This window comes from Verrucomicrobium spinosum DSM 4136 = JCM 18804 (assembly GCF_000172155.1).
GTDB classification, from domain to species: Bacteria; Verrucomicrobiota; Verrucomicrobiia; order Verrucomicrobiales; family Verrucomicrobiaceae; genus Verrucomicrobium; species Verrucomicrobium spinosum.
Genome location: NZ_ABIZ01000001.1, coordinates 8,000,526 through 8,027,168 on the forward strand (window position 1 = coordinate 8,000,526; position 26,643 = coordinate 8,027,168).

Annotated in this window: 19 protein-coding genes; 6 read left to right on the forward strand and 13 right to left on the reverse strand. The window is 61.7% G+C overall.

Features of this window, described 5'->3' with window-relative positions; all coding sequences use genetic code 11:
- Positions 1-43: 43 nt before the first annotated feature.
- The 3 genes from mobA to VSP_RS32250 all read right to left on the reverse strand — a co-directional run bounded on the left by mobA (position 44) and on the right by VSP_RS32250 (position 1,770).
- Positions 44-652 (reverse strand): molybdenum cofactor guanylyltransferase, encoded by a 609-nt coding sequence (gene mobA / locus VSP_RS32240; protein ID WP_009965941.1) that lies wholly within the window; start codon positions 650-652, stop codon positions 44-46.
- An 8-nt stretch (positions 653-660) separates the two neighbouring features.
- Positions 661-1,119 carry an MOSC domain-containing protein gene (locus VSP_RS32245; protein WP_009965943.1) on the reverse strand — a complete coding sequence of 153 codons (459 nt, stop codon included), beginning with the start codon at positions 1,117-1,119 and terminating at the stop codon, positions 661-663.
- Positions 1,120-1,245: 126 nt separating this feature from the next.
- A complete protein-coding gene (locus tag VSP_RS32250) occupies positions 1,246-1,770 on the reverse strand; it encodes a phospholipase D-like domain-containing protein (protein WP_009965944.1) in 525 nt (174 codons plus the stop codon).
- Between the two features lie 185 nt (positions 1,771-1,955).
- On the opposite strand from VSP_RS32250, the gene VSP_RS32255 reads away from it, so the two are divergent.
- From VSP_RS32255 to lpdA, 3 genes are read left to right on the forward strand one after another with little or no spacing between them, the layout of a single operon-like run.
- A complete protein-coding gene (locus tag VSP_RS32255; RefSeq protein WP_157211179.1) occupies positions 1,956-2,498 on the forward strand; it encodes a hypothetical protein in 543 nt (180 codons plus the stop codon).
- Positions 2,499-2,514: 16 nt separating this feature from the next.
- Positions 2,515-3,501: a hypothetical protein gene (locus VSP_RS32260; protein WP_157211180.1), complete on the forward strand. Its 987-nt coding sequence runs from the start codon at positions 2,515-2,517 to the stop codon at positions 3,499-3,501.
- 46 nt (positions 3,502-3,547) lie between these two features.
- A complete protein-coding gene (lpdA, locus tag VSP_RS32265; protein WP_029190928.1) occupies positions 3,548-4,933 on the forward strand; it encodes a dihydrolipoyl dehydrogenase in 1,386 nt (461 codons plus the stop codon).
- 281 nt (positions 4,934-5,214) lie between these two features.
- Here the strand turns inward: lpdA and VSP_RS32270 are convergent, their stop codons facing one another.
- The 7 genes from VSP_RS32270 to VSP_RS32300 form a co-directional block, all read right to left on the reverse strand.
- Positions 5,215-7,968 carry a regulator of G-protein signaling domain-containing protein gene (locus tag VSP_RS32270; protein ID WP_009965949.1) on the reverse strand — a complete coding sequence of 918 codons (2,754 nt, stop codon included), beginning with the start codon at positions 7,966-7,968 and terminating at the stop codon, positions 5,215-5,217.
- Between the two features lie 39 nt (positions 7,969-8,007).
- A complete protein-coding gene (locus VSP_RS32275; RefSeq protein ID WP_009965952.1) occupies positions 8,008-8,502 on the reverse strand; it encodes a type III secretion system chaperone in 495 nt (164 codons plus the stop codon).
- 264 nt (positions 8,503-8,766) lie between these two features.
- Positions 8,767-9,387, reverse strand: a complete 621-nt coding sequence (locus tag VSP_RS32280) for a hypothetical protein (RefSeq protein ID WP_009965953.1) — start codon at positions 9,385-9,387, stop codon at positions 8,767-8,769.
- 792 nt (positions 9,388-10,179) lie between these two features.
- On the reverse strand, positions 10,180-10,854 hold the full coding sequence (locus VSP_RS40415; protein ID WP_157211181.1) for a DUF4893 domain-containing protein: 675 nt from the start codon (positions 10,852-10,854) through the stop codon (positions 10,180-10,182).
- A 44-nt stretch (positions 10,855-10,898) separates the two neighbouring features.
- Positions 10,899-11,690, reverse strand: coding sequence for an aldo/keto reductase (locus VSP_RS38495; protein WP_157211182.1), 792 nt, complete (start codon positions 11,688-11,690; stop codon positions 10,899-10,901).
- A 28-nt stretch (positions 11,691-11,718) separates the two neighbouring features.
- Complete coding sequence (locus VSP_RS42850; protein ID WP_009965959.1) at positions 11,719-13,335, reverse strand: leucine-rich repeat domain-containing protein; 1,617 nt, start codon at positions 13,333-13,335, stop codon at positions 11,719-11,721.
- A 684-nt stretch (positions 13,336-14,019) separates the two neighbouring features.
- A complete protein-coding gene (locus VSP_RS32300) occupies positions 14,020-15,360 on the reverse strand; it encodes a phenylacetate--CoA ligase family protein (RefSeq protein WP_157211184.1) in 1,341 nt (446 codons plus the stop codon).
- A gap of 459 nt (positions 15,361-15,819) precedes the next feature.
- On the opposite strand from VSP_RS32300, the gene VSP_RS32305 reads away from it, so the two are divergent.
- Complete coding sequence (locus VSP_RS32305; RefSeq protein WP_009965962.1) at positions 15,820-16,971, forward strand: dienelactone hydrolase family protein; 1,152 nt, start codon at positions 15,820-15,822, stop codon at positions 16,969-16,971.
- A 477-nt stretch (positions 16,972-17,448) separates the two neighbouring features.
- Here VSP_RS32305 and recA read toward each other — a convergent pair whose 3' ends face one another.
- Together recA and VSP_RS32315 are read right to left on the reverse strand one after the other, a co-directional pair.
- Complete coding sequence (gene recA, locus VSP_RS32310) at positions 17,449-18,573, reverse strand: recombinase RecA (RefSeq protein ID WP_009965965.1); 1,125 nt, start codon at positions 18,571-18,573, stop codon at positions 17,449-17,451.
- A gap of 122 nt (positions 18,574-18,695) precedes the next feature.
- The gene (locus VSP_RS32315) at positions 18,696-19,694 is read right to left on the reverse strand and encodes a type II secretion system F family protein (protein ID WP_009965967.1); all 999 of its coding nucleotides are present in this window, start codon (positions 19,692-19,694) and stop codon (positions 18,696-18,698) included.
- Between the two features lie 92 nt (positions 19,695-19,786).
- Here VSP_RS32315 and ribD point away from each other — a divergent pair, with 92 nt between their 5' ends.
- On the forward strand, positions 19,787-20,851 hold the full coding sequence (gene ribD / locus VSP_RS32320; RefSeq protein WP_009965968.1) for a bifunctional diaminohydroxyphosphoribosylaminopyrimidine deaminase/5-amino-6-(5-phosphoribosylamino)uracil reductase RibD: 1,065 nt from the start codon (positions 19,787-19,789) through the stop codon (positions 20,849-20,851).
- Positions 20,852-20,966: 115 nt separating this feature from the next.
- On the opposite strand, the gene VSP_RS32325 is transcribed toward ribD, so the two are convergent.
- Positions 20,967-22,265 (reverse strand): outer membrane protein assembly factor BamB family protein, encoded by a 1,299-nt coding sequence (locus VSP_RS32325; protein WP_009965969.1) that lies wholly within the window; start codon positions 22,263-22,265, stop codon positions 20,967-20,969.
- 224 nt (positions 22,266-22,489) lie between these two features.
- Between VSP_RS32325 and VSP_RS32330 the strand changes: the two genes are divergently transcribed.
- Positions 22,490-26,599 carry a DUF3857 domain-containing protein gene (locus VSP_RS32330; protein WP_009965970.1) on the forward strand — a complete coding sequence of 1,370 codons (4,110 nt, stop codon included), beginning with the start codon at positions 22,490-22,492 and terminating at the stop codon, positions 26,597-26,599.
- Positions 26,600-26,643 lie beyond the last annotated feature (44 nt).

A 26,643-nucleotide genomic window follows, 5' to 3' on the forward strand; every position in this document is an offset into this window, starting at 1 on the left:
CTTTAGCTCGGCATTGGACACCATGGGCAACGCGCCTGACGAGCTAAAGCTCTACACTACTTTCCCTGAAATCCTCAGGCGTATTCAGGTTTGAGAAACAACCAGCCGCATGGGCCGGCACGGGCAGCGCGTCCAGCAACCCGGCCTCCACGGCGGCCCTGACGAACGCCTGGAGGCGATAGTTTCCCGCATCCATGGCCTTGCGCAAAAGCGGCAGCCCCTCCACCGGATAAAGCGCAGCCAGCGGTTCAAAACCGCGAGAGCCTTCGTACACCACCCCTCGCCCAGGCACGCTCAGTCCGCGCTGCACGATCTCGCCAAGAAAATCTGCCGTCATGCCAGGCATGTCCACCCCCAGCACGAGCAGAGGCAGGCGAACCTGGTCCAGACAGCGCCATATGGCAGGCAGCGGGCCTTGATTGCCCGGGGGATCGTACACGGTCTGAACCCCCAGCGGCACCGGCGACAGCGCCTGTTCTTCACGGCAGGAAAGCAGCACCCGCGCAGGGTTCAAGGTAGCAATTTTTCCCAGTTGAACCTGCCAAAGCGGTTGCCCCCCCCAGTCAAGCAGGGCCTTGTCCTGACCCATGCGACGCGACTGCCCGCCGGCCAGCAGGGCGGCTGCGAAAGGAGTCGGGGGGGCTTGTGGCATTTGCTCGACTAGGCATCGCGACGCAGCACCCCGTCCGTGAGGATGCGGGCACGCAGTCCGCCATTCCCCATGAGCGCCTTCTCCGCGCCTTCGGCAAAGGCCTGGTTCATCCAATAACAAGGCCTGGCCTCCTCCGTGCCCTTGAAAGTCATGCCCTGGAGCTCAAACTCTTTCCCGATCAGCGCATTCAGATCCACACCGCTGACGATCACGTTGCGACGGAACACCGAGGTGTCGCGGTCATGCACACCCATCTGCTCGCACAGCTTGTCATACACCTCCTGGGAGAAGAAGGTGATCTGGCCCTTGTAGTTTTCCCGGTGACCGAAATACCTGTCCCCCTGCAAACCCTGACCCGCAACACACTCCACTTCGGGGACATCGAGCATGGGCTCTGTCCCCGCCGGCTTCCCGTGGTGGCCCACAAAGACATGCTTGGGCGAGATGTAGAGGTGGAGGACGCGCATAGGGAAAGGTGGACGGAAGAGGCGACATTCGCAAGCGAGTCAGGCGTAGCCCCCTAAACCAGCAAAGCGTCTTAACCAGCAACGTGTCTCAACCAGCTGCCTAGCGGCGTCTCAACTTCCTCCTCTTCACCCTCCGACCGGCTCCGGGCAGACATCGCGGCGCTGGCAGTTCGTGCACCAATCGCCCAGGTAGAAGCTGTCCAGAAAGCTCATCAACTGGGCGATCTGCTCCTTGTCCTCTGTCACAAAGCCGGCCTCGAAGTTACGGCGATTCTCGGCTTTGGCCCCCATGCCAGCACCCGTGAGGTTGGCCGAGCCGATATAGGCGATGCGGCCATCGGCCACCACGGCCTTCATGTGCATGCGCGGGCAGAGGATGCGCTCGAAGAGATCGCTGCGCAGGAACTCCGGGAAACGGTCAAACTCTTCGCGGAATCGCGGGCCCGGCTCTTTGGCGTGGATCAAGCGCACTTCCACTCCCTGACGCAGCTTCTCTGCGAGCACAGCCAGAAAGGGGATGAACTTGCCCGCGCCATCTTCCACGAAGAGGTCTTTCAGATCCGCCGTCACCACCCAGAGATACCGTTTGGCCTCCGGCACCAGCCGCAGGAGGACGGTTTCATAGGTCTGGGCATTGAGGACGAGCTGCATGCAGGCGGTGCGGGCGCTGAGGACGGAGGGGGGGGAATCTACATGGGGGTGTCCCCCTCGCCAACACCCGCCTGTCGCGGCGGTCATCCCAGAGCCATTTTTGCCCGATCCTTCACCGACCGATGGTTGCAATCAACCACGGGTGGGCTAATTGCGGCGCATCCCCACTGCGGGATATGCCTGCCATGGCTCCGGACCCTGCTGCCAGCCCCCCACCTGTGCCTGACTCCTCCCTGCCTGCTGCTGGAGGATGGCGGAAGCGCTGGAAGCAGCTGCGCCGACACCCGGTCTTCCCGCTGTTGGTTTTTGTGGTGCTCGCCCAGATCGTGAGGGATAACTATCCCTTCAGCCACTACCCCATGTACTGCAACCCGACCTCCCGGCCGTTGCCCTTCCAGTACCTGGCGGATCGGAATCAGCAACCGCTGCCGGTGGTGTGGCACACCGGCGTGACCCCATCCCGCGTGGGCAAGAAGTTCGGCTATCATAAAAGCCAGCTCATTGAGGAAGACATCAAGCAGGCGAAGAAGGAAAACCGAGACCCCAGGCCGGAGTCGGATTTCAAGCCCGAGGCTGGGCATGACGTCCTGGTCTTCCTACGAAAGCAGTCCCTCCTCCGCAAACCACATCGTCATCTGCCAGAGGACGTGCTGCTGATGGAGGTGACCCTATCGTTCGCTGAGGACGGCTTCAAAGAGAATCACAAGGTGGTGGGCCGCCTCCGCTGAAACAGAAAAAGATCTGATGCCGGATACCGCCCTCCCCTCCCCTCCCTCGCTGCCGCCCGCTGCAACAGGTGAGGTCTCGCTCTGGCGACGTTTCACCGCTGCTCTGAGGCGCTGGATGGCAGGCGGATTTGTCCCCTTCCCCGTGCATCGCTGGGAATGGGTGCTCATGCGCATCGGGTTCGCGGCGCTGGTCATGCATACCTTCATGGACTGGCACCCCTTCAAGTATGCCTCCCAACCCGCTCCAGTGGGGATTGCCACGCTGGTGGACCTGAGCTTTCTGCATCGACCGGGCATGTTCGAGTTCTTCCGCGGTCTCGGCGCGGTGGGTCTCACCATCTACATCCTGGGATTCGGCCTCCGTTTCGTGCTCCCCGTACTGGCCCTGGCCAGCACGATGATCTACACGTACTCGAACTCCCAGGGCTTCACCCACCACGGGGTGCAGCTCGTCACCCTGGTCCTCATTGGCCAGACTCTGGTGGCGTGGTGGTGGTGGTGGAAACAGCGCCAGGGAGCCCGGGACGTTGCCTCCGCCCTGCCGCTGCCCCTCCAGTGTTACATGGTGTACTACAGCACCGGGATCATCGCCTTCAGCTATGTGATCTCCGCCGTCACGAAGATCACGAACTCCAAGGGCATGTGGGTGCTCAACGCCAAGTACTTGTGCATTGAGATCGTGAAATCCCAGCGGCTCAACTATTACGGAGATCTGGACCCCTCGCAGAAGATGGATCCTCCGGTGGCCGTGTGGCTCCTCCAGCACCCGCTGGCTGCCACCGTTCTTTTCGGCAGCGGCTTTTTCCTTGAGTGTTTCGCCTTCGTGGCCCTGCGGGACCGGATCTGGGCCTTCATCATCGGCGTCTCTCTCATCGCCATGCACGAATCCATCTCGTGGATCATGGAGCTGGACTTCCATAACCACGAGGCGCTCGTACTCATCTTTTTGATCAATCTGCCGTTCTGGTTCGCGCGCCTTGCTTTCCCCCGGGCACTGCGCTAACTGCCTAGCGGCATTCCTTGAAACGGAACACCTACTTTTGGAAATCATGACCTACGACCTCATCGTCATCGGCGGCGGCCCTGCGGGCTATGTCGCAGCCATCCGCGCTGCCCAGCTGGGCAAAAAAGTCGCTTGTGTGGAGAAGGAGCGTGGCGGCGGCACCTGCAACAACTGGGGCTGCATCCCAACCAAGGCGCTGTTGCACGATGCGGAGTTCTACCACCGTATGACGCACTCGGAAGGTTCCCCCTTCACGATCAAGGACGTCTCCTACGACTGGACCAAGCTCATCAAGCGCTCCCGCACCGTCTCCGACAAGGGTGCTGCGGGCGTGGACTACCTGTTCAAGAAGAACAAGATCGACTCCATCCGCGGCGAGGCCTTTCTGGACAAGGCCGGCGAAGTGCGCGTGAAGCTGGCTGACGGCAAGGAGGAGATCCATCAGGGCACCAAGATCCTCATCGCCACCGGCTGCGTGTCCCGCCCGATGCCCGGGTTCCCCTTCAACGGCACCACCGTCATCGGCTCCAAGGAGGCGCTCGCCCTCCCCTCCCAGCCCAAGAGCGTGGTCATCATCGGTGCTGGCGCGATTGGCATTGAGTTTGCCTACTTCTTCAACGCCTTTGGCACCAAAGTGACCGTGGTGGAGATGCTGCCAAACGTCCTGCCCGTGGAAGACACCGAGGTGTCCCAGGCGCTGGAGAAATCCCTCGTCAAGCAGGGCATGACCCTCCTCACCAACCACAAGACGGTGAAGACCGAGGCCAGCGACAGCGGCGTGAAGATCACCGTGGCCAATGACAAGGGGGAAGAGAAGCTCCTTGAGGCCGACATCTGCCTCGTGGCGATCGGCGTGTCCCCGCTGCTTCCCGGCGGCGATCTCAAGATCGGCCTTACCGACCGCGGCTACATCCAGACCAACGACAAGTACGAGACCAGCATCCCCGGCATCTACGGTGCGGGAGACATCATCGGCCCCCCATGGCTCGCCCACGTGGCCAGCTACGAAGCGGTGCAGGCGGTGGAAGGCATGTTCGTCCCCGGCCACAAGCCGAAGAAGGTCACCGTGTTCCCGGGCTGCACCTACTGCCATCCGCAGGTGGCCAGTGTGGGTCTCACCGAGCGCGCGGCCAAGGAAAAAGGCCTCAAGTACAAGGTCGGCAAGTTCTCCTACGCCGCCAGCGGCAAGGCCCGTGCCATCGGAGCCAGCGACGGTTTTGTGAAACTCATCGTGGGTGAACCCCATGGCGAGATTCTGGGAGCGCACATCATCGGCACCGAGGCCACCGAGCTCATCGCTGAGCTGGGGCTGGCCATCACACTGGAAGCCACCTACGAGGAAATCGAGGCCACCATCCACGCCCACCCGACCCTGTCGGAAATGGTAAAGGAAGCCGCCGAAGTGGCCGCTGGTCACGCCATCCACGTGTAAGCATCCCGCACAAGGACCAAGCGAAGATTCATTCTGAAGAAGGCAGGGCGATGTCCCTGCCTTCTTCTTTGTTGGTGCCAGAGCAGGGTGCTTCCCTAATAAAGGAGGCGGGGGTTCCCAGCCCCGCTCACCCGCCAAACGTCCCTTGATCCCCTTCCCGCTCCGCATCCCCAACAGATCGCGGGGCCGGAGACCCCGCCTCCTTTGCCTAAAAAAACACCCGCGCCACAGTCTGCACCGGGCACGGGAGCTTCAGGAGTCAACGCTGGTGGCCCAAGTGCTTACTCAGCCGCGATTTCCGCGCGGCGCGTCTGGATGAAAGCGGTCAGGCTCCCCTGGAACGCCGGGGTGCCATCGGTGTGCTTCATCCAGTTGAGGCCGGAGCCGTCTTCCAGTTTCACGGAGCTGTTAGTCAGCTGGGTATAGGCCTGCTGGATGTCATCCGGGATCGGTGCGTCCGGATTGCCGCGGGTGCTGGCGATGAAGGCATCGATCTTGGTCTGTAGCTCGGAAAGGTCCGCCACCTCACGCATCTGGGCCTGGCCCTCCACCACGAACGCCTCGATGTTGTTGAAGACTTCCTTCACGATCTCTCCGGGCTCGGTGGCCGTGATGGGCTTCTCGATGTTCCTGGCAATGCGGGCGAGGGACTCAGTCAGATCCTTGATCTGCGCACGGGCTTCAGGGGTGCCTTCTGCTTCGAGCTGGGCGATGAGATCGGTGAACTGTGACTTGGCCTGCGTGATACCTTCCAGGGAGTCCTGGCTGCCGGCGATATCCCGCAGCGCCTGGGTCATCCCTTCGGACGGACCGGCTCCAGTGTAGTCGCGCCAGAGCTTGGGCTTGCTTTGTCCACGCACCAGCGGGTTGCCGCTGATCTCCTCGCGGTTGAAGAAGTCGAGGATGCGGTTCTCCTTGTTGCGCACCCCGCCACCACCTGTCGCCCGACCGCCAATGCCGTTGATCAGCTCATTGAAAGCGTGGCCAAAGTCGATGCGACCCACGCGACCGTCCTGCGTGGCAATCATGTTGCCCGGGTTCACGTCATGGTCGCCCATGAGCGCGGAGAGGGCGATGTTGCGCTGCACATCCTGGGAGGCCTGGCCGCTCAAGCGCAGCACGCCGCCGCCACTGCGAGCACCCTCTGGGGCGTCGAGCTGGATTTTCGGGTGTTTCTGCCCGCGAGGCAGGGGTCCGGCCAGCTCAATATAGAGCCCCTTGAGGTCTCCCTTGCCGCCCGCCAGATACTTCGAGGTGACAATCGCCTCATGCTTCACGCTATCCTGACGCAATGCCACATCAGGCACCAGACGGCGATCCCCTCTCGGCAGCATGGAGCGCGCGATGTTTGAGGAAATCACTTCACCGTAGTTTTCCGTGTTCAGCCCGCCCGCCTTCATGCGGCGCCCCCGGCCTGCGTGGATGATGGAGTCCTTCACCTGGAAGAACTGTCCGCCTACCTTGGCGCGACCACTGCCCGTGGCTCCGCCGGAGCCCTCCAGGTCCACCCCGCGGAAGCGCTCGAAGGAGCCCACGTGCGTCTCTTTGCCAGGTGCCCAGTCCATGTCCTCGTTGAACATGCGTTGAGCGACGATCTTGCCCAGCTGACCGGTCCTCTCGCCCTGCGGGGAGTCCACGAAACTCTTGAGCCCGGCCCCTTTCAGGCCATTGGCGGCATCGGCCTGCATTTCCTTCAGGAAGTCCTTGAGCTTGCCACGCACGAGATTGTCCTGGCCGTCTTCCTCTGGCCCAAACAGCTGCTCCTGTCCGATGCGGCTCTCCATGTCTCCGCCGAGGATTTCGTGTTCTTCACGGATCCCCTGCAAACGGCTGCTGACCATCTCGAAGAAGGGATCATCGCGCTGGTCTTCGGGCACGTTATCCACAAACATCTCCTGGCAGTGCTGGAGAAGCTCTGTGTCGCTGACGTCACCGCTTTCGGCCAGCTGGGCGAGAACCTCGATCTGCTCGTAGCGCTCAAAGCTGGCCTGCTGGGGGCCCCCGCTCAGATGCTGCTTGTAGGCCGCACGGATCTCCGGGTCACCCATCAGCTTGGGGATGCTGGTGAAAGAATCCACCTGCGTGTTGAAGGCCTCCCCGGATCCAGGCGCAAGACGGCTGGAGGGAACGGAAGAGCTCTCTCCAGAGACCTTGGCGGAGTGCGCCTTCGCCGCTTCCGCCTTGAAGGAATGTCCGCCGATGAAGTTTTCCAGAGCGGGCTTCGACAGCTTGACGATCTCACCTTTGGACTGGGCGAAGAGATCGTTCAGGAGTTGCTTGTCCGCCTCGGAAGGCTCCTGCCCCGGCACGATGGCCTGACGGAGGTGCTCAATGCCCTCCGTAATCTTTCCCGCCATCGAAGCACTCAAGTTGATCTGCTGAATCCCGCTGCGTGAAGGCGGGTTCTCCGGGGACTCCACCAGCTTGTAGATCTTCTCGGCCAGCGCCAGCTTCTCATGCGGATTGCTCGTCTTCTCGTACTGCTGCACGAGGCTCAGGAAGTCGAAGTTCTCCCTCACGAACTGCTGCTCCATGCTGGCCCCGAACGCCTCTTTCAAATTCGGCGTGGTCATGATGGTCCCGAGCTGCTTGTAGTGGTCCTGCAGCTTGGGTGGCATCTTGTCGTACATCTCCTGGTGGGAGAGGTCACTGGCGATCCGCACCTCATCCAGCGCCAGCCCCAGTCGGGCGACACTGCTGCGCTCATCGATGCGGCCTAGCAGGGCAGTGTTCTGCCCCTCGGGACGATCCGGAAGGCGACGGGAGATGATTTCCTTCATCAGATCCTTGGCGAGGGCCACCTTCCCGGCTCGCGCTTCCGCACCGTAGGATTCTCCAAAGACGGCGCGAAGCCGCACCTTCTTGTCAGCAGCCACGTAGAGCGTGTGCGAACCGTCGTCGTTCTTCCGGGCCCGGATTTCACCGCCACCCTTGGCTTGAACGTCCTGCTGGAACTTCTGAAGTTCCTCGACGGTGGTTTTCCCGACTTCGACCCGAAGTTCGGCCTTGTGGGATGCTTGCAAGCTGATGGGCATGGCAGTGGAAAGTGTGGGTTATGGGAAATGTATCAGAAATTAGACGCGCATGAAGTGCAGGCTGTCATCGGAGCTCTCACTGTCCTGGGCCGTGCTGCCGGCCCCGGCGAGGACTTTCCGGGCGTGAAGAGCGGTATCGGCGAAGTTGCGGATCTGCACTTCCAGGTCTTCCAGTTCCACACCGGCGAGCGGGAAGTCATAGATCTGGACCACGGAGTCATCCACCGGGTCCAGCCCCATGCGAAGGCCGCCAGTCTCCCGCCACATGGTGGCGACGTGCAGCAACAGTTTATATGAGGCAGCCTCGTCTCCGGCAGGCGGGTGGCCCAGGTTCGTATAGAGCACGAGCTTGTTCAGGTCCACGTCGTGCTCCACTTCCACGCCAAAGTCATCGTCAAATGCGATCGCCCAGCGGTTGGGCTCATACTGGCGGACCTCTCCCGCCTCAATGAGGGGCCCCACTTCCTCCATGAGCTTTTCCAAGTTCAAGGGTTCTGCGGAGGGGGTCGAAGCAGGAGTGTCGTTGTCGGCCATGGGATTGAAGGATGTCAGTAAAGTTGGGAGGATGCGGTACAGCGGCTGGGGGGAAGTGCGGGCGGGGCCGCGTCTTCATCATGCAAACTGTCCTCTTCCGACCGAGAGTTACAGAAAATTTTCCTCCACTGGTCCCAAAGTCCTCCGAAGGCGCTCACTTTTCATTCAATCCCCACCGTGGCCGAGCTTGCGCGGTGGCCGGGTGCAGGACGATGCCCTCCGGGCTACGACGGCGGAAGGGGTGACGTGATCGTTGAAGCCAGACTAGGGTTTGCCCGTCTGCTTGAGCGTTTCGGCAAGCAGCTTGGGGTCGTAGGTTGATCCGGCAGAGACTTGAACGACCGTCATGCGCACCCTGGTGGGAAAGAACTTCTCGTGATCCACCCGCTTGTGAGCATGGCCGCTGCCGCCGCTGTTGTCCTTGATGACGAGGTGCATTTCCTTGATCCCCTCATTCCAAAGGATGTCGTTGTTCTGCCAGAACTTGGTCATGGGGATGTCCCGCTCATACACGCCCTTCTCCTTGTACACGTCTGTGTTGAAGGCGCCGTAACCGTGGTTCTGCCCCTTGTAAGGGATGTAGCACACGCTCCACGTCGTGGCCTCTCCACCGGCCGGTTTGTCCAGCACTTCCAGCCGCACATGGGCGGTGCCGTTGCGATAGTCCACCGGAGCGGTCCAGTCCTTGGGCCGTGCGGGATTAAGCTTGTCGCTCTTCACATAGTAGTGCGACTTGCTTGGCTTGGCGTTGTCTGCGTCCTCTTTCGTGAAGGTGAAGGTCGTGTCGAAGAGCACGAACTGATCGGCGAGGCACGTGACCGTGCCGGTCGCGAGAGTGCATGCCACCAGAGGGAGGGAGAGGAAGCGCGGGAGACGGGCGAACATGGCGGGCAAGCATCCTCAGAAATGGGTTGCCCGCAATGGCAATTGCAATCACCCCGTCCCGCCCCGATGCTGCTCGCGGCGCACGCCATCCTTCATGTACATAATGGTGAGTCCCTTGTTCCAGCAGGGATTGGGGTCCGCCCCCAGACTAAGGGGGGGTCAACCGCAAAGAAAGCGCGCTGGTTCTCCACCAGATCCTTCACCCGGGCGGTAACATCAGCGTTCTTTCCACCCGTGCCATAGATGGCGGAGAGCACCTGAACAGGCCAGCGGAACGAAGGGCGTAGTCCGGTTGTGCCAACCGGCTTGGGAGCGAAGGAAACGACGCACCATCACTCATGCCCGCCGTCACCGAATGCCACCTCAGGGGTAACGCGCCCTGACCGTGTAAACGCCAATGCCATCAGGGAAAACGCATCGTCTTGCTCGTTTGCCTTGGCGCGCCTCGGAGCCGCGATGGTGCAACCGCCACGACTGTAACTGGTGAGCCCCTTTCAGAAGGGCCGAAGGTCCGGGTTCATACCAGCCTGGGGCAACGCCCCAGGGATAGATGGCCAAACTACCCTTGAGGGCTGTAGGCCCGGTGTCATCAAGTCTGCCTATGACGAGCATCCCTGAATGACGTCGGACCTACAGCCCTCAACATCTAAAACGAGCGCCTGCCTTGGGCGTTGCCCAAGGCTGCAATGATGCCGGACCTTCGGCCCTCAATACTTTCACAAAAGGGAGATGCTCGACCTCTCCACTTTTCCCTGATGGCATTGGTCCCGCATGCGGGACGGAACTCCAACCCTAACTCTTCTTGAGCTCATAGATCTCCCCACGCCCGCTAATGGGCGCGAAGATCATGAGCAAATGCCCAGGGGCCAATTGATAGAGCTGGCCGACACTGTCGCGATCTTCCTGCCCAGCATCTGACCCGGCACCCTTGCCGCCGCGGAGGTTGCTATAACCCTGTGGCTTGTCGTCCTCATAATAGCTGCCGCCGAGAAAGAGCAGCGAGTCTGCCGAGTAAGGCAGCAGCACACCCACCCGACGCTGGGAACCGCTGTGTTTCTGGAAGGCAATGCCCTTGGCCCCTTCACGACGGATTTCACAGGAAAAGAAAGGATAGGCATAAACCCCGAGGTTCGAGCCCTGAATGCTGCGCACCCGCCATTTCCCCACGAAGGTGGAGGGAATGGGCATGGGCTCACGTTTCATGTCGAGCAGGCGGATCACCTCATTGGCCGCCTGGAGCGTATCGGCGTCGTTGGAGGTGAGGTGCGGTTTCACTTCCTCGCGCAGGAGATGCTCTGCTGCTTTGAGGAGCTGTCCGTGGCTGGTTTCCATATAGCCGACCAGAGGATCGGCCTTGGCAAGTTCCTGCGCCATGGTCAGGGGCGCCGCTGCCGCAAGCACACTGAAGGCGGAAGCTGCCGTCAGGAGACGAGCAGCCGTACGAAGGGAGAAGGGGGTATTTAACATGCCCAAAATGTGCGCGAGTTTCCGCAGTCGTCCAGTGCCTCCCTTCATCGCCCGGCTGCGGGGGCATGCTGAGGATGCGTGGCAAAGCCGTCCTCCAGGGCAGCAAGGCGAAGCAGCTCCTGAGCTGTAAGCGCCATCTGGAGGGCTTGCAGGTTCTCTGCCAGATGCGCGGGTTGGGACGAGCGAGGGAGCGCGACCAGCCGTTGGGCCAGAGACCAGGCAATCAACACCTGTGCCGGTGTCACCTTGTTCTGAGCAGCCACTTCCTTCAACACTGGATCATCCATTCGCCGCCCCTTGACCAAGGGCGAATGCGCTGCGACCCATACCCCATGCCGCTGGCACCACTGAACGAGGGCCGTTCGTGGCAGGAAGGGGCTGACCTCAATCTGGTTCCAGGCAGGCAAGGGCAATCCATTTGCCACCAAAGCTTCTAAATGCCGCAGGTCAAAATTGCTCACGCCCACTGCGCCCACCTCCGGCCAATTGCCGACTTCTTGCAACAGCTCCCAGGCCCGCAACCAGCCCCCGGCGGGAGCATGAAGCAGCAGCAGATCCACCCGGCCAAGGCGCTTCACAGTTTCGCGTGCGGCGGGGAGCACCCGTGCGGGCACGGCCACGTCCTTTGAAAGGATCTTGGAAACAACAAACAGCTCCTCCCTGGAGACTCCGCCATCCGCCACGGCACGAGCCACCTCCGCCTCATTGCGATAAAGGGCAGCGGTATCGAAATGCCGGTAGCCAAGGTCCAATGCGGTACGGCACACCTCATAGGTCCGGGAACCCAGTTGATAGGTGCCCAGTCCGATGCGGTGCGCCGCCGGCAGTGTGTTCAAGTCTTTCACTTCACGCAGAAGCCGGGGCTTACATGCGGTTGCGGTAGATGCTGTCGATGTGACGGATGTTTTCCGTGTGCTTGATGAAGCGCAGCGGATTCTTACGGAACTTCCTGAGGGAGAGCCCCAGCGTGGCCTCCACGTTGCAGGCCAGGAGCGCATCGAGCCGCTGACGATAGACAGGGTCGAGCGACGCTCCATACTGGTCAGCATAGAGATGCAGCAGGGAGCGATTCGACTCCAGGGCCTCCACAATCAGCTCCAACCCGCCGGGGCGGAGATTGGTATCCCGCAGATCAAGCACCTGCAGGGTCTGGTTGTGGCGGAGGAAGTCCGCGATGATATCCGCACACGAGCCGTCAAAGTAGTTGGGCAGCTCCCCGAGGTCCGAGGTGGACTTGTAGAAGCCCACACCCAGATACCGCAGCGCAGGCAGACTGGAGCCAGCCTCCAGAAGGGACTCCAGACCGGCGTGCTGGATGCGGTTCGATGAAAGTTCCAACCGCACCAGATGTTCGCAACCCTTCACGGACTCCGCGATCAGCCGCGCGCCTTCGTCACCGAGACGGTTGATGGAGGCAAACAAACCGGTAAGTCCCACACGCCCCTCCGACTTCAAGAACTCAAAGTAGGAGGCGATGTGCCGCGCACCCGCAGGCGTGATGCCATTGGCATCAATGTAGAGCGTGCGCAGGGTGGAGTTCTTCCGCAGGCTGCCAAAAAGCACGGCGATGCCCTCGTCAAAGAGCCCGGTATTTGCCAGATCCAGCGTCTCCAGGGAGGCATTGGTCTCCAGCATGGAGGCAAGATGCTGCACCCCTTCAAGATGAAGCGGATTGCGCTTCAACCACAGGGATTTCACAGTGCGATTGTCCCGCAACGCGTCCGCGAGCGCAGCCGAGCCGCTGGTGCCGATGCAATTCCCGGCCAGATAAAGGGTCTGGAGGGACGCACCTGTCTGGGGATTGCTCACCAACCGGGCAACCTGAGCGGCACCCGCATCCCCCACGATGTTATTGCCGAGGAGGAAGTGCTGGACGTTGACATTGTGTTGCACGGAATCCACCAGGGTGCCGATGTGGCGGTCGGCCACGACCTGCTTGCACATGTCCATGCGGCCCTCGCAGTCGAGAGCACCACGCGTGAACTCCATGCGGGGCAGGGATTCAGGAGCGCCTGTGCCGGACTCCAGATGCTGGAACACGGGTTTCAAATCTTCCAACGGGGCGATATCCACCGGCATGGGTGTAGGATGCAGGATGCCGTCCGAGAACGGCGCCTGCAGAAGGGCTTCAAACTGGGCACGATGTCCCGGGAGCCGGGCGATGCGGTACGGATTGTCCTCCACATGCGTTGGCTCCTCGATCTCGCGCTGCTCCAGCCAGGCCTGGCGGAGCTTTGCCAGCAGGCGGCCATACTGGATGTATGCGAACGTCCGGTCCTTGTCTTCACAAGGGAAGAGATGGCGGGCCAGACGATGGGCCAGCTGCGTTCGTTTGTCCTCCGATCCGCCCAGACGGGGCGCGATCATACCACTGTCCCCGACCCGACCTCCCGCGGCGAGACACGCCTGATCTTCGGCCAGCTTGGCAGCCAGCAGCTCGAAGGACAGTGTTTCGTTTTGGATGAGGGCATGAGTATGCATGGTTTTTAGGGGTGTGGTTTTCACGGCGGCATGCAGACACCTTGTTGGTGTAAACCGCATGACCGCGCCGCCTAAAAGAAGCGGGGTGTATTTGTCTGTTGTTTCTTTTGGGGTGCTTCTTTTTTGAAGACGGGTGTTCATCTATACACTCTTTGCCGGAATTGGCAAGATTTTTTGCATTAGGTTCCCGATTTTTTTAAAAATTGGGGTGCGGAAAATGAGGCCGACGATTCCCATGGGCGGCGTGGAGAATATTGGGAGAGCCAAGTTTTACACACCTTGGTTCCCACCCATAACATACCTTGTGACATTCCCGGGTGGGAAGTTCACACTGGCAGCAGCACGAGGCGCATCATCGCAACCGGGCTTGGGAACTCGAACCCGGAGGGTTCACCATGCGTAGCCACGGGTCGACCGAGTGTAGCGAGGGCTACCCGTGGAAAGCTTCCATTCAGATGCTACCGCGGAGCGGTAAGCCCATCGTGTGGCCAGACCCCTGACGTCATTCCCGAGATGCACCCAGCAGATTCTCTGGTCGCTATGGGCCTACCGCTCCGCGGTAGAATTCGACCCCCAACCAACCATGGGTAGTCCTCGCTTCGCTCGGCCGACCCATGGCTATTCATGGCGAACCCTCCGGGTTCATGAGACAACGGGCCAGACAATTCCTAATTCCTAATTCCATCACTCCTTCACCACCAGACGGAACTTTCCAGAGCGTGGATCTACCGCCAGATCATCCACCTCCTCCACCTGGAATCTCACGTTGGACATCTCCTTGCCCTCCAGCAGCCCGCGCAGGGTGCGATGGACGGCTTCGTGGGTGGAAGTTCTTTCCTCTACTCCGAGGCCGTTCTCCAGGCGGGCGCGAAAGCGGAAGGAGGTCTTGTCCTCCAGCACCACCTGCCAGGCGTTTAGGCCCGGCACAACCAGTTCTGCCACAACAATCGGATGAATGAAATCCTCCTGCCCGTGCACGTTCGTAAAGACAAGGGCGTTCTCTTGCCGGCCCACCACCTCCCGTACGCGGGTATAGGGGTACCGGCTGGGAGCGGCCTCGCGGTCGGGCACCAGCACGTCGTCCATGCGGTACCGGATGAGGGGCATGGTCTCGTTGAACAAATTCGTCACTGCGGTGTAGTCGTCACCCAGTTCAAAGATGAGGTCGTCCTCCAGCAGGTGCATGCCTTCCACCCCGCGCAGTGACATGGCCATGTAGAGATGCTCGCTGGAGGCGTAGCCATTGAGCACGGGCACGCCGAAGACCCGCTCCAGATACGCCTTCACATCCGGCAGCAGCGGTTCGCCGCCGTTGCCCAGTTCCGTTGGCTGGATGCGCAACTCGCCGCGCTCCTGGGCCTCGGCCAGCATCTTCAGGATGGCTGCGTAGCCGCTCAACACCTCCGGCTGGAAGCGGTTGAGCTCCTCCACGATCTTGCCCAGCGGCTGGCCGACATCGAAGGTCCGCACGTCGTGGAAGAAGCTGTTGGACCCCTGGTTGCCAGTCAGCATGAGACTCACGCCGGCAAAGTGGCCCTGGGTGGCTGCGACAAATGCCACGCGCTTCCGCCACCGCAAGCGTGAAGCCCGCGCCACCTGGCTGGCACCGCGAATCCAGTCGGCCTTGGAGTAAACAAAGTAACCGATGGTGCCAGAGGTGCCAGACGTGTGCAGCACGTGATATTTGCCATCCATCAACTCCGCCGGATCCGCCGAACGGGCGAGGAAATCGGCGATGCGCTGACGGCTGATCTGGCGGTCCGTGACGATTTCGTCAAAATGCTCATTCACCTCCCGCTTGGTCAGCAAAGGGAAGTCCGTCGGCACACACGTGGCGGGGTCGATCTGCCGCTCTTTCATAAGGCGACGGTAGTATGGGGATCGCGCTTGCGCCCAAGCCGCAAGTTTGCGGAATTTGCGCAGCTGCGCCGCCTCCAGTTGCGAGCGGGTGAAACGGCCATTCCGCCAGTGATTCCACAAGGCCTTAAGCCACAGAAAGGATTCTCTAGGGGGGTGAAACCTCATGGCGATGGGAGATATTTTGGAGTTCCCGGACCGGGTTGTGGTCTTGGGAGACAGAGGGATACGTGCAATCGGGATCAACTCACAGCGGCATCCGGACAGGACCCTTAGACACCGCGTTTCGCATTTCGTAGCGGCCCCGAAAAAATCAAGGGCCGCTTCGCAGGAGACGTAAGACTTGAAGACTCCTGACAGAAGACCTGAGCAGGACCTGTAGGAGGACATTCCGCAGAACCTGTCACCCATGGGAGTCTCCAACCGGGCGGGCGACCTCAGCTAGGCTTCCCACTTTCCTCCCTCAACATTTCGCTGACCGCCCCCCCTAGTTCGAGGCATCACGTCCACTTAAGCCCACCCTGCCACTGTCGGTGCCATGGAGAAAAGCGCAGACGTGATGATAAGACCCGCACTCTGGCCCATTACTATCCGGTCTCGCCTCGTTCCCTGTCTCTATCCACGCTCATGCGCCCTTCGTTCCTGCCGCCTCTTCATGCTGCCATCCGCAGCCTCTCCCTGCTCGCCCTGACAGCGGGGATTGCGTCTGCGGTCCACGCCTCCGATGTAGAGCTCACCGAGACCGTGCAGCTCCCGGAGTGTCACAGCCTCGGCTGGGTGCGGGCCAACACGCAGCCCAAGGAACAGAAAACCTGGGACGGTGTGCTGGATGAGGCCAAGTGGGGCACGCCCTCCCCGCAGCAGGCGGTGTCCCGCAACTGGGACTGGCGGCTCACCGATGAAGAGTGGCGGCAGGCGGTGGCAGCCAAGGGCGAGGGGAAGAAGGAGGACGTGAAGTTTGACCTATGGATCCCCGCCGGCGTGAAAACCGCAAAGGGCATCGTGGTCATGTCCGGTCACGGCAGTGGAGAAAACCTCTTCAAACATCCGGAACTGCGCAAGCTGGCTACAGAGCTAAACCTCGCACTGTTCAAGTTCGTGGGCAATCCCATGCAGCGTGGCTTCTGGCCCCGCAGTCTGCTTTACGACCGGCTCAAGGAATTCGGCCAAAAGTCGGGACACCCTGAGCTGGCGAACGCGCCGCTCTTCCTCTACGGTCACTCCAACGGCACCGGCTTCTCTGCCATTTTCACCGCCACCGAGAGCAGCCGCGTCTGGGCCTGGGTGTCCATGCGACCCGGCACGACCTTCCAGGTGTACCAGCCCGGAGCGGCTCAAGTGCCTGGGCTTGTGATCTTTGGCGAAGACGATCCCTTCCTCGCCCGCCCTTCCAAGGAGGAAAACCTGACCGTGGTGGAAGTCATGCGCAAGAAACACGCCGCCCTCTGGACCTCTACCGTGGAGCCCAAGACGGGTCACGGCCCCGGCGGGAAGACCTGGCCCCTCGTCTTCTCCTTCCTCCGCCATACTTTCGCCGCCCGGGTACCCACAGATAGTGATCCGGGAAAAGGACCGATCAAACTGACCGTGCCCGCCGTGGAATCCGGCAACCTGGGGAAGAACTGGGATCCGGCTACAGGTGGGTATCAGACGCTCAAGACCGCCCCGTTTCAGACCTACTCCGGCGAGAAGGCAACCGCATCTTGGTTGGTGAATGAAGCGTTTGCCAAAGACTGGCAGTCGTTCCAGAGGGAAGGGAAGGTGGCGGGAGGTTCTTAGACCCTGTTTGGACAAAAACATTCCATTGTGACATTGCCACCCACTGTGGAGGGCTTCCAAGCGCACTGGGTGGATGGTCGCGATCGGCACCATCGTAGCAAGGACATGCGTTCAACTCAGCCCCTCTGCCACCGACGGCACGCCCTGAGCCTCCCGCGCCCAGTTCAGTCCCGAAGGCAAGGCAGCGCCACGGTCATGGGACATGCGCCCCGGACCGACGAAGACGGTCGGACGACTTCTCGACCATGCCCGACAAGAGAAGAAGCCGGACGGGGCCACTCGGTCCGTCCGGCTTCTTTAGTTTCAGGGGGTGTGTCAGTAACCGAGGAACAAAAATGGCCCCAGTCTCCCCGAGATAAATAATGCGCCGACGGACTTCCCTCCAGCGGACAGGATCTGTCCGCTGCCGAGATCGTGGAACCGACGCAGAGGGGTGCGAGCCAGCCTGGCATTGCCCTGCTGTCCTTCCCCGGTGAATTATTCTCCGGCTTCGTCGTCGCTGATGGCGGCGCTGGGCAGGCCCGCGCCGTTGCTGCGGCTGCTTTTGCTACCGCTGTTGGCGAGTTTCTCAGCGAGGCGGGCTTTGACCTGCTCTTCGACGTCCGCATAAAGGGCGGTGTCGGCCTTGAGGGCCTCTTTGCAAGCGTCGCGCCCTTGGGCGAGTTGAGTGCCCTTGTAGCTGATCCACGATCCGCGCTTCTGAAGGATGTCGTACTCGAGGGCGAGGTCGAGCAGCGAACCCACGCCGCTGATGCCTTCGTTGTACATGATGTCAAACTCGGCCTCAGTGTACGGAGGCGCGAGCTTGTTTTTCACCACCTTGACCTTGGTGCGGTTCCCGGTGGTGGTGCCGTCCGAGCTCTTGATGGCTCCAATACGGCGGATGTCGATGCGGACGCTGGAGTAGAACTTAAGGGCCTTGCCACCAGGGGTCGTCTCGGGGTTGCCGAACATGACGCCCACCTTCTCACGGATCTGGTTGGTGAAGATGCAGCAAGTGCGGGCTTTGGAGATGATGGCGGTGAGCTTCCGTAGGGCCGCGCTCATAAGGCGGGCTTGGGCCCCCACGGTGGCGTCGCCGATCTCCCCTTCCAGTTCCTGGCGGGTGACGAGGGCGGCCACGGAGTCGATGACGATCACATCAAGGGCGTTGGAGCGCACCAGCGTCTCACAGATGCGCAGGGCTTCTTCACCGCTGCTGGGCTGGGAGACGAGGAGCTCTTCCATCTTCACTCCCAGTTTCCGGGCGTAGTTGGGATCAAGAGCATGCTCCACGTCGATGAAGGCGGCCAGACCGCCGGTTTTCTGAGCCTGGGCGATGACCGTGAGGGTCAGCGTGGTTTTACCGGAAGATTCCGGGCCGTACACTTCGACCACACGACCGCGGGGAAAGCCGCCTATGCCAAGAGCTTGGTCAATAAGGAGGTTGCCAGTAGGAATGATGGAGATTTCCGTGCGATTCTCCTCGCCCATCCGCAGGATGGAACCTTCACCATAATCCTTGTGAATCTGCTGGATCGCCATCTCCAGATTCTTGGCCCGGGCGTCTGCAATCTTGTTGGAGACGGGTTCAGAGGACGTTTCTTTGGGTGCGCGGGCCATACGGTGTCGGTATTAGAGTTTGGTGAACAGTTGAGAGCGATAATGTTCGATTGAACAGGAGTTGCAACTCCTATTTTGAGAAATGTTTCTGCACTGGAGGTCACTGCCCCAGTGCAGGAGGCTTAGATGCCGTCCAGCATCTGCTGAATCATGCCATGCGGGCCCATGTAGCTGAGGGCCATGCTGATCACCCGCCAAGCGATGTAAAGCAACACCAAGACGTAAAAAATGCGGGGCAGCCACTCGGCGGCCCGATCTTGGGCGCGGGAGGCGAGCTCGGCCTCGGCGCGAGCCCAGCGACCCATCTCGATGTCCAGTGTTCCTGTCTGTTCCGCGGTATCCACGGCGCTCCCCAAGGATTTGGGAAGCGCTCCGGTAGCTTTCAGCGCTGGTGCCAGGGCCTGACCGTCCTCCACACTCTGGGCGGCCTTGAAGCCTGCCCCCTCCAGCACGGCGCTCTGGGAGGCTTTACCCGCCATCCGCAGGATTTCTGAGATGCGCAAAGCCGCCAGCAGCCCCGTCTCGAACACCTGACAGAACCGGGCGAGCGCCCAGTGGCGACGTGCGCCGCCCACCAGCGGAATGCTGCCCAGCAAGCGGTCCACCCCAGGGGACTGGGCGGCCATCTTGAGCACGAACCACCAGCAGGCCCCCAACACGGCTAGCGCCGCCCAGATCATCAGCAAGCGACCGCCGGTCTGGAGCAGGTAGTCCTGCAAGCCGCCGCCATTCCACATGCGGGTGAAATCCGGGAAGAGAGCGCCCACATGCAGCAGAAGCACGGGGTAAATGAGGGCCCCGATGGCCTTGTCCCGGCTCTTTTGGCGAAGCTCGAAGTAGTGCGCGAGGTGCTCGCAGGAGGCCTCGAGGCGGCCGCCTTTCTCCCCAGCATCCAGCAGGCTGATCTCCAGGGGTGTGACAATGCCGGCGTTGTGCCGGGCCACGGATTCTGTGAAGCTGAGCCGTTCGGCCAGCCCTTGTTTGATGCCGTTCAGGTAGGAACGCATGGAAGCCGGGGGCCCCTGCTCCAGCAGCAAATCCACGGAGCGGTCCAGATGCATGCCCGCCCCCAACAGCTTGGCAAATTCATGGTAAAGCTGGGCGCGCTGCTTGGTCGTCATGCACGCGCATCAAAACACAGGCCGGGGGCGCAACACAAAGGTTTTCCGGTGAAAGGGCATCTTTGTGTGGTAGAGCGGAGGAGGTTCCTCACATGCAGCTCCCAGAAGACGAAAAGTGGATGCGCCTGGCCCTGGCCGAGGCCCGGCGTGGTATTGGTCTCACCTCGCCCAACCCCGCCGTAGGCGCGGTCCTGGTGAATGAGGGCCGCCTCATCGGACAGGGCTGGCACCATCGGGTGGGCCAGCCACACGCGGAGGTGGAGGCTCTACGGAACGCAGAAGCGAACGGTCACGGGGCGGAGATTCGCGGGGCGACGGCCTATGTCACCCTCGAACCCTGCTCCACCCACGGTCGCACTGGCGCATGCACGGTGGCGCTGGCGAAGGCCGGGGTGAGCCGCGTCGTCTATGGAGCCACGGATCCCAATCCGGGGCATGCCGGGGCGGCCGACCGTCTGCTCCAGGAGGCGGGCATCGCGGTGTTGAGCGGCGTCCTGCGTGAGGAGTGCGAGGAGGTACTGCGCCCCTTTGCCAAATGGATCACGACCGGCCTGCCCTATGTGGTGGCCAAGGCGGGGCAAAGCCTGGATGGCCGCCTCACCCGCCCTCCGGGGGAATCCCAGTGGATCACCAGCGAGGTCTCACGCGCTCATGCCATGCAGTTGCGGGTGCAGAGTGACGCCATCCTCATCGGCGCGGAGACGCTCCGCCGTGACAACCCGCGGCTCACGTTGCGCGGCGATGCCGTACCGGAGGGGAAGATCCAGCCCTGGCGCGTGGTGGTGACCCGCGGAGGGGATTTGCCCAGGGGCGCGAACCTGTTCAATGACGAGTTCAAGGAGCGAACCCTCGTGCTGGAGGGGGAACGTTGTTTCCCTGAGATCCTCCAGGAACTGGCCGCCCGGGGAATCACCAGCTTGCTGCTGGAGAGCGGCGGCAACCTTCTAGGCCAGGCCTTTGCCGCTGGGGCGGTGGATGAGGTGTGCTGGTACATTGCCCCCAGAATCTGCGGCGGCGGCACCATGGCGGTGGGCGGGCTTGATTTTGCCCTGGGAGCGAAATCCGTGGAGCTGGAGAAGGCACGCGTGGAGGTGTTGGGGAGCGATGTGTGCGTGCGGGGGTTGGTTGTCCGGCAAGTGGCGGAGAGGGCGGGTTGATGTGGCCAGCCCCTGATTCCGTGCAGCATGCGAGAGGTCACCCCAACAGCCTCCTGCTGGCCGCTCCACCAGGTTCATGATATAACCCTCCACACGAACCAATAACCTCGCCTCCCTACCAAACCTGCCACGCCCGCAATTCAGAGTCGCTCCTGGCGAACACGCGGTTCCCGGCGAACGCTGGATGCGCCCAGGTCTTGCCAATGATCTGATGACGGGCGAGCTCCTCCATCTTCTCCGGAGTGAAGCGGGCGTAGAAGAGCTCGCCGCTGGCATTGAGGCCGCAGGCGAGATTCTGCTTTTCATCCAGCCAGACGAGGCTGATCTGGGGGTTGCGGTCTTTGGGCGTCAACTGATGGCCGTCTTTCCACTGCACCCTGCCGTCCTGAAGACGGAAACAGACGACACCCTCCGCCTTGGTGAGGAGGTACACGTACCCGTCCTTGTACAGGGGCTGGCTCATGAGGCCGCACAGGTTTTTTTCCTCGCTCCAGGCAAGGTTCACCTCCTTGACGTCCTTCTCCCCCAGACGCAGGGCGCGGGAGCCGTGCCAGTAGCCGGACACGAAGAGCAACCCCTCATGATACAGGGGCTGGGCAATAGAGACGCCATAGGTGATTTCATAGGGAAAGCGCCAGTGCTCCACGCCCGAGTCCGGGTTCATGCTGGTGATGTGCTTGGGGCCCCACTGGATGAGCTGGGGACCGGTGGGCGACTGGATCACGACGGGGGTGCAGTAGCCGGCGGGATCACTGCCACCGCGCCAGCGCTCGCGCCCGCTGGCCAGGTCCAGAGCCACGACGCTGCCACCCGGTTGCGCTCCGCAGTGCAGCAGCACGGTGTCCCTCCAGAGGAAGGGGGAGGCTGCGAAACCCCAGGTGGGGATGACGCCACCGTGGTCCTTCACCAGATCCACCTGCCAGTGCACCTTGCCGGTGATCGCATCCAGACACACCGCCACGCCCCGGGCGCCAAGAGTATAGGCACGCCCTTCATGCACTGTCACTGAGGCACGCGGACCGTTGCCGTAGTCCATGGAGTCGTAGCTCGTCGGGTAGGAGTGCTCCCAGTGCAGCTTGCCGTTGGCTGCGTCAAAGCACAGGACCCTCTCCACCTCCGCCTTTCCGGAGCCCGACTGGCGGTCCATCACATACACCTTGCCCTGGGCCACGGTCACGCCGCCGTAGCCGCCGCCCAAAGGAGCCTTCCAGAGCAGACGCGGCTCAGACTCCGCCAGATCCGCAGGGCGTCCTGCCGGATTCCATCGGCCATTGCCATCGGGTCCGCGAAAGCGGGGCCACTCCTCCGTGCCACTGGCCCTGACGGGGTGAATGGCAACGGCGCAAAGGTTCACCGCCGCCATCAGGGCCAGCAGTGACAGCGAACGAGAAACAGGAGTGAACCGATGGTGCATTGGGGGAGAAAGCCAGAGGTTGCAGACGACCGGACGGAGTCAGCGCCGGCCGGTCAGGGAGTCATCACCGCCAAGACGGCAAATCTTTCATTCTGATGCCTGCGGGTGCCGCAGCAGATGCCTCTGACCCTGTCAATTCACCGGCCCGGAACAGGATGGTGATTGTTAAAAAGACGGAAAAACCAAGTTGCCTACGCACACAGGGTCACGCTAGAAGGGGCACCATGGAATTTACCCCCTTCCTACTGACGGAGACTTTTGAGACTGCGGAAAAGGCAGGCGCCATCGCCGGTTCTGTGTTTGCGGCGCTCGGGACGGTGTTTGGCGTGATCCGGTGCACCCAGATCATGCGCCGCCCCACCACCAGCACGCTGTGCGTCACCGCGCTCCTGCTCGTCATGATCGCCTGGGCGCTCTCCTCTGGCGTGCGCTTTTTCACTCTGCTGATGGGCGCCCGGAACGATGTGCTGCAGATGATCGTCAGCTTCACGGTGGCGGTGATCATGATCGGCGGTCTGGCGGTCGGGATCGTTGGCCTCTGCCTCTATGACTCCGGCCGCTATCGCCAGGGGCGGGCCCAGGCGATCTGGGCCATTGTCCTGTCCACCGTGATCGTCCTCGGCATGAGCGTCACGGCGGCCATCAATGTCGCGAAACAGATCCAGGATCGTGACGGGGACTCCCCCTTGAGCATGACCACGGGAATCCCTCGCGAGATAAAAAACGAGCAGTTCAATTTTTCCGTCACCGCCGACGAATCCTGGTGGGAAATCCCGAATCACAAACAGCTTAACAAGCTATCCTGCATGGCCCTCCGGCTAAAAAATTCGGAAGTCTTCATGCTCGTCATTGCGGAGGAGACGGGCATCGGGTACGAGCTCGAAGATCTGAGCGAGACGGTGAAAATTCGCGCGTTGCCAGGCACCAAAACGTCGCGGCAGACCCAGGAGAAAGTTCACTTGAACGGACTGGACTTCGTAAGAATCCAGACCATCGGAAGGCCCGACGGAGTGCGGATGAATCTCTACTACGACCAGTGGGTGGCCGTCCACGGTGGTCTCTGCTGGCAGATCCTCTTCTGGGGGAGTGACCACAAGGAGACGCTGGTGAAGGCGCAGGCCAGCACCATGATGAACTCCTTCCGCCTGCTCAACAAAGATCTCATCCTGGGCGAGGCTGCCAAAGACCAGGCCAGACCGGAGCTGGGGTACGCCACCCATCTGGAGCCCGGCATGTGGAACGAGTGGTCCAACCCGGCGGAACTGACGCGTCTCGCCGACTTCTCCGCCCAGCGGCATCTGGAGGCGTTCGTGGTGGTGCCCCTGCGGTTTGAGGAAGGCACAGTCAATCTTGATGCCGCGGCCAGAGCTCTGCTCTCCACCATCAATCTGACCTACCCCATGGACGGTGAAGACCAGAACAGCTCGGAGAAGTCGTGGACTCCCCCCGGTGCCAGCAGTTCAGGCTCGGGACTGGAGATCCGGCACCGCATGAAGCAGGACGATGGCACCGGGTACCGGTACCTGGTTCGAGTAGCCCACTGGCCGACGGGCGCGGTGATGGTGGCCGGCTGGGCCGCCGATGACAAGGGGGACTTCCAGAAGGTGGAGACGGCGGTGTCTGCGGTGGAGCTGCATGAGCCACGGGGGACCGCCCCGGCCGTGGCCAGGGAAGCCCTGACCGACTACGGGGCCGCCTGCAACCAGATCGGCCTGTACCACTTCAACCGGGAGGAGTACCCAGCCGCCACCCGGTGGTTCAAACAAGCCTTCGAGCAGACCCAGGCCGAGCCTGTGCTGCTGGAGAACATTGGCAACTCATTGGAAAAAGCAAAACAAGCCGGGGAAGCTCTGGATTACTACAAGGCCTATGAGGGAAAGTTCACCGACCACCTGCCACTGGAGGTCCGGAGGGCGCGGCTCACCGCTCTGACGGGAAAGACCCAGCAGGCGGAAAAACACTTCCTGGGGTTGCTCAACAAAGGGCTGAAGGATGAAAACGAACTGCTGGACTGGATCAACCTGCTGATCGAGCAGGAGGACTACAAGACCGCGATCCACTCCGGTGAGGTCTGGCTGGCCCGACGCCCCAGCCTGAATGTGCGGCGCTGGCTGGCACAGACCGTCTTCACCAGCGGGGACCACAAGCTCGCCCTGCAGCAGTTTGAGGAAATACTTGCGACTGATCCCGCCAACAAACGCTCCGCGTATGACCTGGCCGAATACTGCAACGAGGCCGGGGAACACACCCGGGCGGCTGAGGTGGCGGAGAAAGTGCTGAAGGACGAGGCGGAGTCCCCGCGCGCCCTGATGGCCCTGGGCTGGAGCCAGATGGGCCGCAAGTGGTACAAGGATGCGAAGCAGACCTTTGAGAGGGCCGCGCAGAAAAACCCCAAAGACACCGAGGTGCAGAGCGCCATCCGCTCCGCCTCCGCAGCCCTCGGCCAGGGGGACAACTCCGACATCAAGCAGATGCTGCCGCCGGTGGAGACCCCGCCAGAGGTCCTCTCCGCACTGGATCAGCTGAAGGTGCCAGACGACTTGGAGGAAGGCCAGTCCACCATCTCCCTCGTACGCACCACCGGCTATCACTACATGAAGGGCAAGCCAGCCCGTCGCACGCTGTACCGGAAGGTGAAGATCCTGGACAACCAGGGGGCCAAGGATCTCAGCTCGCTGCAATATTCGTTCAATCCGCTGGCCGAGCGTATTTTCATGAACCGGCTGGAGGTGCGGGACAGTGCCGGTGCGCTGGTCTCCCGGGCCACGGTGGATGACGCGTATGTGCGTGACCTTCACGACGGGACGGCCAGCTCAGACCGGGTGTTGCATCTCCAGGTGGAAGGGGTAAAGCCCGGCTGCACCATCGAGTGTGAGATCACCATCGAGGACCTCTCCACCGCCACGCATTTCGAGTTCGCCCGCCGGGTGTTCGCCAACTCAGTCCCGGTCGCCAGAGAGGCCATCTTCGTCACGGGGGAGACCCGTGACGTGAAGTTCCGGTTTGCCCAGGGCGGGAACGTGCGGACCCTGAAGGACGACAAGTTCCTGGCGTGGGTCGTGCCGCCCCAGGGCACCACCGAAGGAGAGAGCTACTCCCTCTGGGTCGAGCGACTCTGCCCCATGCTCTGGCTCGGCGGAGAGGAAGGCGACTGGTCCACGGTGGGCAAGGACTACCTCAAACAAATCCAGGACCGTCTGGAGGTGAGCAAGGAAATCAAGGAGCTGGCGGCAGGCCTGGTGGAGGGGATCAAAGACCCCAAGGCCCGCGTGGCGGCCCTGGCACGACATGTCCAGAAAGAGATCGGCTACAAGGCCATCGAGTTCGGCGTGCGGGCCCGGCGGCCCAACACTGGCGCTGACACCCTCCGCTCCCGCTACGGAGACTGCAAGGACCACTCCCTGCTGCTGCATCTGCTCCTGAAAGCGGCCGATGTGCCCAGCCACCTGGCCCTGGTGAACACAGACTGGGAGACAGAGCCAAGCCTGCCTTCGCTGGACCAGTTCAACCACATGGTGGTACACGTGCCAGCGCTGGGGAAAGACTGGCTGCTGGATCCCACAGACAAAACGCTCAGCCTTTCCCAATACCCGTCCAACGTGGCCATTCACAGTGCCGCCTTGATCCTGGACCCGGCCGGCCCCCGGCTGATTGCCAAGCGGGGTTTCGTGCCAGCGGGAAGCTGCATCGTGGAGAACCGCCGGAACATCTCCATCAGTGAACGCGACTGGGTGGTGGAGGATCAGTTGGAACTGACCGGCTACTATGCCTCCGCCATCCGGGACGACTTCACCGGGCTCACCACCAAGGAACAGCGTGACCGAATCCAGGCCATCCTCGCACAGTTTGGCCCCATCCAGGTGGACTCCTTCCGCTTTGAGGCACTCGAGAATCCGGAGGTTCCCGCCCGGCTCTTCACCACCTATCGTGTGCGCGATGCCATTTCCATCACGGCAACCGGGCGTCAGGCCACACTGCCTTCCTGCTGGGAGGAGGATTACCTCGCGACGAAGTATGTGAAGGACCGCAAGACCAGGTTCGAATTCCTCTATCCGATGCAGATGAAGTCCCGGCTGACCTGGAAGCTGCCAGCCACACTCCGTCCAGAGGCCATCGCGGCCCTGGCTCAAAGGGGAGATTCGAAGTTCACCACCTGGAATCTCACCTCGACGGTCGGGGACGACGGCACCGTCACCATGAACTTTGATTTTCAGGCCAGGACGGGAGAATTCCCGGCCTCGGACTACAGTGCGTTTCATGACGCCTGGGAGGCCGCACGACGCTCCTGGAATCCGCCTCTGCAATGGGAGGAGGCCCCGGCCAGCAGGCAGTAGATCCAGCCACGGAGGGGGAATTTGTGCCCCTCCCGTCCGTGGAC

What these genes read in the sequence shown, in the direction of transcription:
- mobA (WP_009965941.1), bottom strand. Translation starts at nt 652, where the DNA reads ATGCCACAAGCCCCCCCGACTCCTTTCGCAGCCGCCCTGCTGGCCGGC.
- VSP_RS32245 (WP_009965943.1), bottom strand. Translation starts at nt 1,119, where the DNA reads ATGCGCGTCCTCCACCTCTACATCTCGCCCAAGCATGTCTTTGTGGGC.
- VSP_RS32250 (WP_009965944.1), bottom strand. Translation starts at nt 1,770, where the DNA reads ATGCAGCTCGTCCTCAATGCCCAGACCTATGAAACCGTCCTCCTGCGG.
- VSP_RS32255 (WP_157211179.1), top strand. Translation starts at nt 1,956, where the DNA reads ATGGCTCCGGACCCTGCTGCCAGCCCCCCACCTGTGCCTGACTCCTCC.
- VSP_RS32260 (WP_157211180.1), top strand. Translation starts at nt 2,515, where the DNA reads ATGCCGGATACCGCCCTCCCCTCCCCTCCCTCGCTGCCGCCCGCTGCA.
- lpdA (WP_029190928.1), top strand. Translation starts at nt 3,548, where the DNA reads ATGACCTACGACCTCATCGTCATCGGCGGCGGCCCTGCGGGCTATGTC.
- VSP_RS32270 (WP_009965949.1), bottom strand. Translation starts at nt 7,968, where the DNA reads ATGCCCATCAGCTTGCAAGCATCCCACAAGGCCGAACTTCGGGTCGAA.
- VSP_RS32275 (WP_009965952.1), bottom strand. Translation starts at nt 8,502, where the DNA reads ATGGCCGACAACGACACTCCTGCTTCGACCCCCTCCGCAGAACCCTTG.
- VSP_RS32280 (WP_009965953.1), bottom strand. Translation starts at nt 9,387, where the DNA reads ATGTTCGCCCGTCTCCCGCGCTTCCTCTCCCTCCCTCTGGTGGCATGC.
- VSP_RS40415 (WP_157211181.1), bottom strand. Translation starts at nt 10,854, where the DNA reads ATGTTAAATACCCCCTTCTCCCTTCGTACGGCTGCTCGTCTCCTGACG.
- VSP_RS42850 (WP_009965959.1), bottom strand. Translation starts at nt 13,335, where the DNA reads ATGCATACTCATGCCCTCATCCAAAACGAAACACTGTCCTTCGAGCTG.
- VSP_RS32300 (WP_157211184.1), bottom strand. Translation starts at nt 15,360, where the DNA reads ATGAGGTTTCACCCCCCTAGAGAATCCTTTCTGTGGCTTAAGGCCTTG.
- VSP_RS32305 (WP_009965962.1), top strand. Translation starts at nt 15,820, where the DNA reads ATGCGCCCTTCGTTCCTGCCGCCTCTTCATGCTGCCATCCGCAGCCTC.
- recA (WP_009965965.1), bottom strand. Translation starts at nt 18,573, where the DNA reads ATGGCCCGCGCACCCAAAGAAACGTCCTCTGAACCCGTCTCCAACAAG.
- VSP_RS32315 (WP_009965967.1), bottom strand. Translation starts at nt 19,694, where the DNA reads ATGACGACCAAGCAGCGCGCCCAGCTTTACCATGAATTTGCCAAGCTG.
- ribD (WP_009965968.1), top strand. Translation starts at nt 19,787, where the DNA reads ATGCAGCTCCCAGAAGACGAAAAGTGGATGCGCCTGGCCCTGGCCGAG.
- VSP_RS32325 (WP_009965969.1), bottom strand. Translation starts at nt 22,265, where the DNA reads ATGCACCATCGGTTCACTCCTGTTTCTCGTTCGCTGTCACTGCTGGCC.
- VSP_RS32330 (WP_009965970.1), top strand. Translation starts at nt 22,490, where the DNA reads ATGGAATTTACCCCCTTCCTACTGACGGAGACTTTTGAGACTGCGGAA.